The organism is Ruminococcus sp. RTP21204st1_B2_RTP21204_210225 (assembly GCF_040914135.1).
Lineage (GTDB): Bacteria > Bacillota > Clostridia > Oscillospirales > Ruminococcaceae > Hominimerdicola > Hominimerdicola aceti.
Genome location: NZ_JBCPGA010000031.1, coordinates 22,606 through 29,563, shown reverse-complemented (window position 1 = coordinate 29,563; position 6,958 = coordinate 22,606). Strand labels below are relative to the sequence as shown.

The window sequence follows — 6,958 nt, the reverse complement described above, 5'->3', positions numbered from 1 at the left end:
TTGCTATATCGTTTTTTCCTTTGCTTCTTTTCTCAACTTTGTTCATTTTGCCTATTGATTTTTCTTAGCAGGTTTCTATTATATCACTGTATATAAATAAAGTCCAGTAGGGGCGAACATTGTTCGCCCGATTTTTTCTTTGTGAGCCGTTTTATTCAGCATTGAAATAGTGATGTTGCAAATAATTTCAAAATCGCAAACAACAATATTGTGAGTGACGGCAATATCATAAATAACCGCAATATTGTGGAATAACGGGCGAACAATGTTCGCCCCTACATAATTATTTGTGCGGCACTGAATTTTAGTCCTCTGCAAAAAGTGCCTTAGCTTTTTCAGCACTGTAATAATGCTCCAGATGTTCTTCGTCAACACGGTCAAGCTCTGATTTCGGCAGGGTGGAGAGCAAGCTCCAGCCTAGGTCGAGAGTTTCGTCTATGGAACGGTTCACGTCAAAGCCTTGGTCGATAAAATGCTTCTCAAAAAGCGTGCCAAATTTCAGATAGGCTTTATCGTTATCGGAAAGCTCCTCCTCACCGATAACGGAGGCAAGGCTTCTTGCATCCTGCACCTTTGCATAGGCTGCAAAAAGCTGGTTCGACACCATTTGGTGATCTTCCCTTGTATAGCCCTCGCCTATGCCGTCTTTCATAAGTCTTGAAAGGCTCGGCAGGATAGAAACAGCAGGATAAACACCTGTTTGGTCGAGGTTTCTGTCAAGAACTATCTGCCCCTCGGTTATATAGCCTGTAAGGTCAGGGACAGGGTGGGTGATATCGTCATTCGGCATGGTGAGTATCGGTATCTGCGTAACAGAGCCTTTTGCACCCTTTACAATGCCTGCTCTTTCATAGATAGAGGCAAGGTCGGAATAGAGATAGCCCGGATAGCCTTTTCTTCCCGGTATCTCCCCCTTTGATGAGGAGAACTCTCGCAAGGCTTCGGCATAGGAAGTCATATCTGTGAGGATAACGAGAATGTGCATATCATGCTCAAAGGCAAGATATTCGGCACAAGTGAGGGCGCATCTTGGAGTGAGGATACGCTCTATGATAGGGTCGTTTGAAAGATTCAAAAACATTGCGACCCTTTGCAAAACGCCTGTTTCCTCGAAACAGCGTTTGAAATAATCTGCGACGTCGTTTTTTACGCCCATTGCTCCGAAAACTATTGCGAAATCCTGTCCGCTTTCGTCGGCGATTTTCGCTTGCCTTACTATCTGCACGGCGAGCTTATTATGGGAAAGTCCAGAACCTGAGAAGATAGGGAGTTTCTGACCTCTTATAAGGGTAGTAAGAGCATCTATGGAGGATATTCCTGTATTTATATAGTTTCGAGGATATGTTCTTGAAACAGGGTTAAGGGGCGAGCCGTTTATATCACGGTACTTTTCGGGGAAGATCTCTCCCAGACCGTCGATAGGCTTGCCTGCACCGCTGAATATCCTGCCCAGCATTTCGGTAGACAATGCAAGCTCCATAGGCTTGCCCTGAAAGCTTGTGGTAGTATTAACAAGGGAAAGTCCTTTTGTTCCCTCGAAAACCTGCAAAACGGCTCTGTCTTTTTCCACCTCTACAACTCTTGCAAGGCGGCGTGTGCCGTCATCAAGTTTTATTTCTGCCATTTCGTCATAGGAAATGCCGCTTACATGGTCAAGTGCAACGAGCGGTCCGTTTATTTCGCTAAGGCCGATATATTTTACGTTCACGCTCCTGCACCTCCTGTCAAAGCCTCCATATCGGCTTTCATATTCTTTTCGTATTCGTCAAAAAGCTCTATTTTATCGTTCGGTATATCATACTTGACTTTGATAAGCTTTTCTATCCAGCCGCAGCCTATTATTTTATCAACGTTCACGCCCTGTGAAAGTGCTTTCTTTGCAAGGGCATAGAAATCTGTGATAAGCTTCATCATGCGGTACTGCTTATCAAGGGGGACGTAGGTATCGTCCTTATGATAGGCGTTTTGCTGTAAAAAGCCTACTCTTACGGCTCTTGCGGTTTCGATGAGAAGCTTTTGATCGTCAGGGAGGACGTCAGTACCCATGAGCTTAACTATCTCCATAAGAGTATTTTCCTCAACGAGGATATTTGATATCTCCTGTCTGACTTTCATGAAGTTCTCATTGACGTTTTTATTATAATAATCGGCAAGGTCTTCTGCATACTCGGAATAGCTTGTGTTCCAGTTTATTGCAGGATAATGTCTTGCATAGGCGAGAGATTTATCAAGCGCCCAGAAGCAACGTACAAAACGCTTTGTATTCTGTGTGACAGGCTCGGAAAAGTCAGAGCCTTGGGGCGAAACTGCTCCGATTATAGTAACAGAGCCTTCCTTGCCGCCCAGAGTTTCAACATAGCCTGCACGCTCATAGAACTCGGAAATTCGTGACGGCAGATAGGCAGGAAAACCTTCCTCGGCAGGCATTTCTTCAAGTCTGCCTGATATCTCACGGAGAGCTTCTGCCCAACGTGAGGTAGAGTCTGCCATAATTGCGATATGATAACCCATATCACGGTAATACTCGGCAAGGGTTATGCCCGTATAGATAGAGGCTTCACGGGCAGCGACAGGCATATTTGAGGTATTTGCGATAAGCACTGTTCTGTCGGTAAGCGGTCTTTGTGTTTTCGGGTCGATAAGCTCTGAGAACTCCTCAAGCACCTGCGTCATTTCGTTTCCACGCTCGCCGCAGCCTATATAGACGATTATATCTGCATCACACCATTTTGCAAGCTGGTGCTGGGTCATGGTCTTGCCTGTGCCGAAGCCCCCAGGGATAGCGGCTGTTCCGCCCTTTGCAACCGGCAGAATAGTATCAACGATACGCTGACCTGTTACCAACGGCTTTGTAATAGGCAGGCGGTTTTTGCATGGTCTTGATGTTCTGATAGGCCATTTCTGGCAGAGGGTAAGCTCCTCTACTGCACCGTTAGGGGCTTTTATTTTTGCCACAACGTCATTTATTGTATAGTCGCCGTTTTCGGCAGTCCATATGACCTCTCCGCCTTTTGACAGAGGGGAAAGCATACACTTATGTGTGATAAGTGGCGTTTCGGGGCAGGTGCAATAAATATCCCCTGCGGAAAGCTTATCCCCTGTTTTCACTGTCATTGTAACGGGATACTTTTTCTCTGTATCAAGCGAGCTTACGTCTGCACCGTCAGCGATAAATGCGCCTGAGACTTCTTCAAGCTTTTTGAGAGGTCTTTCTATGCCGTCGAAGATGTTATTTATTATACCGGGACCGAGGGTTGCGGACATTGGTGCGCCTGTTGAGGTAACAGGCTCGTCAGGCATAAGCCCTGTTGTGCCCTCATAGACCTGAATGGTGGTAAAATCGGACTGCACTCTTATGACCTCGCCGATAAGACGCTTTTTGCCCACATAGACCATTTCCTGCATGGCAAAGCTTTTCGTATCTGCAACCTTTACTACAGGTCCGTTTACCGAATATATTTTATCCATAAAAAACTCCTTATTACCCAAGCACAAGCTCGGCTTTTTCAGTAAAGGCTGAACGCTGCCCCTCAAATGCTGAATCAAAGGTATAATCAAGTGCTATACCAATATCCTCATAGACCATGAGCATACCGCCAAGCTCTATGGAATCTCGGCTTTTTACTTCAAAGTCTGCAAGGTCAGAGGCGTATTTCATATCCTCAGGTGAGAGGTAGATAACGCCCTTATGCTCGGGATAGGTCTGTTTGCATTTTTCGGCTTTTTCTTTTAGCCAAGACTTATAATCTCTGCTTGCTTTGAAAGTCGCAAGCCTGCTTTTTACGTTGTCAAAAACGCTGTCTATAAGCTTTTCTCTATGGCAAAGCACGTTTCTTTTAGCTTCAAGCTGTTTTGAAGATATTTCCCTTACGGCTCTTGCCTCCTCGGTCTTATCTGTGGCGGCTTTTTTTGAGTCTGCGAGGCTTTGTGCTTCTATTTTCGCCTGAGCAAGCTCGTTTTCACGCTGTTTATCAGCGGATTCGGTTATGAGCTTTGCCTGCTTTTCAGCGTCCTCAAAGACAGCCTGCTTGAAGCGTTCAAGTTTTATCGTCTGATTTTCCATTACTAAACTCCTATCAAAATCACAGCTTTATTCCCACTGCTTCTGCGAGATAGTGGGAAATGGTATCAGATATCTTTGATGTGGCATGGCGGTCGGGTATTTCAACTATGAGGGGCGTTTCTCTTGTGAGCTTATAGTCATAGACCTTTTCTCTGCACTGCTTGACTGCAAGCTCTGTCATAAGCACAACGCCCACGTCCTTCATTTCCATAGCCTTATCAAGTGCGTTTGACACCTCCTCGGAGGTATGCACCACAACGCCCTCGATACCTGAAAGTCTCATGCCCATTTGGGTATCTATATTATCGCTGATAAGATAAAATCTCATGTTAAATGCCCAATGCAGTGCCTACGTTTGAGATTATAAGGATAGCGATAAGAAGTCCATAGAGGGCGATACCTTCGCCAAGAACAACGAAGATAAGAGCCTTTACAAAGTTCTTAGGGTCTTCTGAGGTTGCACCGATAGCGGCTGGAGCGCCTGCAGCAACGGCTATGCCTGAACCTACGCAGGAAAGTCCAACGGCAAGGGCTGCTGCAAGGTAGCCAAGGCCTGCGCCTGTTGAAAGGGCTGCCTTAACGCCCTCCTCGCTTGCGGCTGAAACAAAGTTACCTACAGGGACGATAAGAGCGCATAGCATTATGCCTGCAAATGTACAGAGATTGCCGATAAAAGCACCCTTTGGCGATCTTCCGTTCTTTATTTTCTTTGCGGTGAAAATGAATGGTACGCAAAGAAGTGCGACTGCTATAAGTGGGAGCAGGAAATAGATAAGCATAGTTGATTCCTCCAAAAAAATTATTTTTACTTTAGATTTTACGAATTACATTGTACGGGTATGGATAATGGTCGGGGTAAAATGCCCGTCACGGCAAGTGACCGAACGATGTTCGCCCCTGCAAAACAATACCACAAATTTGATATCATTCTGTTTGTGCAGTAAATTTTACACCAACAGGCTCGAATGGTTTTCCTCCGCCCTCATAGAAGCGGGAGAATATCTCATAAAATTCAAGTCTGATTATCTGAATGGCAACTATCATGCCCTCCATTACCATTACAAACAGGTTGCCAAGCACAAGCACAAATGGCTGTGCGGCGGCGGAACACATTTCCATAAGGGTCATTACCACTAGCATCATGCCTGCGTGGGAAAGGACAAATCCGCCCACACGGAGAAATGACATAGTATTTGAAACATAGCTCAGCAGGAACTCAAACATTTCAAAGAAGTTCTCAACTATAAAGTTGCCCACGGTCATTTTTTCCTCGTCCTCGGACAAGCGCCACTGTTTATACTTCACGGCGATAGAGAAAGGTGTTCGGCAGAATATGCACACCAATGGTATTACGATAAGGAAAATGACGAACGGAGTGGACATGACTTTTACATCGAACATGAGCGTTCCAACAAGTCCTGCCGCAACGGAGCTGTAGAACACAAGTCCTGCGATACCGTTACAGCCGAAAATGGCTTTTTCGTAATCCTTATTTTTAAAGCCGATATAGATATTGAGTATCATTGAGATAACGATAAGTGCCACACCTATGGCAACGGCAGTTATGAGGATAAAGTTCGTTTGCTTGAAAACCTTTAGGGGCAGGAAGTCAAGTCCTATATTCTCAAACACAGGGTCTAAAAGCTCTTCATAACCGAAGAACGAGCCATAGAGAGTACCGAATATCATACTTGATATGCCAAGGCGTGTGACAAGACCGCTTATTTTTGCTCCTAGCTTTTTCTTTAAGGCAAGTCCGCCTAGAACGATAAGAAGTCCTTGTCCCAAGTCGCCGAACATTATGCCGAAAAGCAGAGTATAGGTTATTGCCACGAAAGCTGTCGGGTTATAGCCTTTATATTCAGGCAGACCATACATTTCCACAAGCATTGTGAAAGGTCGGGTCAAAAAGTTGTTTTTAAGCACTGTAGGCGGCTCACATGAGGCGTCTGCGTCAGGTGGGAGATAGACCACTGACACTGAACGCATATCCTCGAAAAGCTTATCAAAGCGGTCTTTTTCCTTTTCGGGGATAAAGCCTTTAAGATAAAACTTATCGTTTAGTGCGGCGGCATTTCGCCGCAGGTCAAAGGTATCGTGTATAAATCTCAGTTTTGAAAAAGCCTTTTGCAGTTCAGGCTCTGCTTTTGCGGCAAGCTCGTTTATCTGCTCGTTTATCTTTGCGTTCTCAACTGTATCTGCGTCTATAGTTTGTTTTAGCTTTTCCAAGGCTTCGTCTGCGTCGCCTGATACATAGGACGGTATCCGTATCCTTTCAAAATACATTGAGTGGAAGATATCATCAACACGCTGTTTATCACGTTCAGGGACGAAATACATTCCCCAGCAGAAGCTTTTTCCCGTTTCAAAAGGGACAAAGAAGAAATTCTCGTTATAATAGTCAAGCTTCGGCAGGTTATCCACAGGCAGCTTTCCGATACGAACGGAAACATACTTCATTGAGAAAAGCTGCTGAAAGTCGCTGTGCATACCTTTCAGGTGGTCTATTTGTCTGACCGCCCCTCCAAGCTCTGAGATACGCTGAGTAAGCTCCAGCCGCTTTGTATTAAGCTCGCTGAAAGGGGTATTATACTTTTCAAACAGGGAGTTAAAATCCTGCGGAGCTGACAGGTCACAGTCAGTAAAATCAGTTTCCTTTAGAGTTATACCAAGCTGTGCGGAAAGCTGGGCAAGCTCTTTCAGAGGTCGGTCATACTCGTTTTTCTCGCTGAGGGGCTTCATTGCGCTGTCGGGAGAATTGCCCGCAGGCTCGATATGAAAACAGCCGCTTTCACAGCACCTTTTCAAGGTCGCATCAAGCTCGTCCATAAGACCTGCTATATTCACAAGGGACATTTTTTCTATAGCCAATCACATTATCTCCTTTCCTGAGAA

At 45.2% G+C, this 6,958-nt stretch carries 6 protein-coding genes; all 6 read right to left on the bottom strand.

The window, feature by feature from the left end; genetic code table 11:
* Positions 1-304: 304 nt before the first annotated feature.
* The 6 genes from AB5123_RS10415 to AB5123_RS10390 all read right to left on the bottom strand — a co-directional run bounded on the left by AB5123_RS10415 (position 305) and on the right by AB5123_RS10390 (position 6,934).
* The gene (locus tag AB5123_RS10415) at positions 305-1,708 is read right to left on the bottom strand and encodes a V-type ATP synthase subunit B (protein ID WP_117923573.1); all 1,404 of its coding nucleotides are present in this window, start codon (positions 1,706-1,708) and stop codon (positions 305-307) included.
* A complete protein-coding gene (locus AB5123_RS10410) occupies positions 1,705-3,468 on the bottom strand; it encodes a V-type ATP synthase subunit A (RefSeq protein WP_287606260.1) in 1,764 nt (587 codons plus the stop codon). The genes AB5123_RS10415 and AB5123_RS10410 overlap by 4 nt, the downstream gene beginning before the upstream one ends.
* 13 nt (positions 3,469-3,481) lie before the next feature.
* A complete protein-coding gene (locus AB5123_RS10405; protein WP_022287028.1) occupies positions 3,482-4,063 on the bottom strand; it encodes a V-type ATP synthase subunit E in 582 nt (193 codons plus the stop codon).
* 19 nt (positions 4,064-4,082) lie between these two features.
* Positions 4,083-4,391, bottom strand: coding sequence for a V-type ATP synthase subunit F (locus AB5123_RS10400; RefSeq protein WP_022287029.1), 309 nt, complete (start codon positions 4,389-4,391; stop codon positions 4,083-4,085).
* A gap of 1 nt (position 4,392) precedes the next feature.
* On the bottom strand, positions 4,393-4,842 hold the full coding sequence (locus AB5123_RS10395; RefSeq protein ID WP_022287030.1) for an ATP synthase subunit C: 450 nt from the start codon (positions 4,840-4,842) through the stop codon (positions 4,393-4,395).
* A 145-nt stretch (positions 4,843-4,987) separates the two neighbouring features.
* Positions 4,988-6,934 (bottom strand): V-type ATP synthase subunit I, encoded by a 1,947-nt coding sequence (locus tag AB5123_RS10390; RefSeq protein ID WP_118053387.1) that lies wholly within the window; start codon positions 6,932-6,934, stop codon positions 4,988-4,990.
* Positions 6,935-6,958: the final 24 nt, after the last annotated feature.